This is a genomic window from Oleiphilus sp. HI0061 (assembly GCF_001635675.1).
On record NZ_LWFE01000935.1, the window covers coordinates 1 to 748 of the forward strand.

At 46.4% G+C, this 748-nt stretch carries 1 protein-coding gene and 1 pseudogene; both read left to right on the forward strand.

The window, feature by feature from the left end:
- A partial coding sequence (locus tag A3735_RS11000) for a prephenate dehydratase domain-containing protein (RefSeq protein ID WP_156499612.1) occupies positions 1-486 on the forward strand: 486 nt, incomplete at its 5' end.
- Positions 486-748 (forward strand): annotated as a pseudogene (locus tag A3735_RS11005) (histidinol-phosphate transaminase); the annotation flags it as partial. The gene A3735_RS11000 and the pseudogene A3735_RS11005, both read left to right, overlap by 1 nt.

Below are 748 nucleotides of genomic sequence, written 5' to 3' on the forward strand. Positions count from 1 at the left end.
CGGAAATGGTTGGATGCGAATTGCCCTCAAGTTGAGCGTGTTGCTGTTAGTAGTAATGCCGAGGCTGCAAAGCTCAGCATGAAAGAAGAAGGGGCTGTTGCGATCGCTGGTGACATGGCAGCCGAGCAGTATAGCTTACTCAAACTTGTCGAGAATATTGAAGATCAGCCTGATAATACGACCCGCTTCTTGATTATCGGTAGCGATGTTGTTCCTGCTAGCGGTCAAGATAAGACCTCTATTATGGTGTCGGCCAAGAACAAACCAGGGGCACTATATCACGTCCTTGAGCCTTTCCATCAAAATGATATTAGCCTTACCCGCCTGGAAACTCGGCCTTCGAATTCCGGTACTTGGGCCTATGTGTTCTTTATTGATTTCGAAGGTCATATCGATGACGAAGGCGTGCAGAAAGTTGTTCAGCAGGTTTCTCCTGATGCGGTAGAAATTAAACATCTCGGTTCTTACCCGGTGGGTGTGCTCTAGTGAAAAAATCTGACCAGCTTTCAGGTTTGGCTGTAGCGCCTGTCCAGGCTTTGCATCCTTATCAACCCGGAAAACCCATTGACGAGCTAGAACGAGAGTTGGGTATTAGCGATATTGTAAAGCTGGCAAGTAATGAAAATCCTCTGGGTATGAGTGAATTGGCAAAACAAGCCATTTCAGCTGAGCTCGCTGAGGGAAGTCGTTACCCTGATGGCAATGGCTATAAACTAAAGTATGCCTTAAAAGAGTATCTGTCATTTCA